The organism is Flavobacterium qiangtangense (assembly GCF_042658345.1).
GTDB classification, from domain to species: Bacteria; Bacteroidota; Bacteroidia; order Flavobacteriales; family Flavobacteriaceae; genus Flavobacterium; species Flavobacterium qiangtangense.
On the sequence record NZ_JBHSQB010000011.1, the window covers coordinates 1 to 637 of the forward strand.

The 637-nt window shown below is 44.9% G+C and carries 1 protein-coding gene; it reads left to right on the plus strand.

Annotation, left to right across the window (positions count from 1 at the left end):
- Positions 1 to 637, plus strand: a 637-nt coding sequence (locus tag ACFPVY_RS15680) for a transposase (protein ID WP_379793088.1), incomplete at both ends; no start/stop codon positions are given.

Below are 637 nucleotides of genomic sequence, written 5' to 3' on the forward strand. Positions count from 1 at the left end.
TAATTTAGTTTATGAAGCAGGCTGTTGCGGATTTACCGCAGCACGCTATTTCTTAAACTTGGGCTGGAATGTTTTAGTAGTGAATCCCGCTGACGTCAAAACGGGCGACAAAGAACGCTATCAAAAAACCGATGCCTTGGATTCCAAGAACTTATCCAACCAATTAAAAGCAGGAGTGCTCAAAGGAGTTTTCGTTCCCACAGAAGAGCACGACCAGTTTACAACCTTGGCACGCCACAGAACTCAAGTAACCAAAAAGCTCCGGCAAGCAAAATCTCATATCAAGAGCATGTTGCTTTTTCACGGAATAAAGGTTCCCGATGATTTTGACAACTCGAATTGGAGTACGGATTTCATTGCATGGCTGGAGAATCTTAAATTCAGCAGTCCTTGTGGCGATATGGCCCTGCAGGGCAAAATAAGGATGTACCGCTTCATCAAGTCAGAATATCTGGAAATTGCAAACCAGATGCGTGCCCATTGCAGGAAAAACCAAAAGAAAGATTACAACCTACTGCGGAGTATTCCAGGAATCGGCGGTTACCTGGCCAGTGTGATCTTAGCTGAATGCGGTGATTTGAGGCGTTTTAATACTGAAGGGCAATTCAGTTCCTACATTGGGCTGGTGCCGGGAATC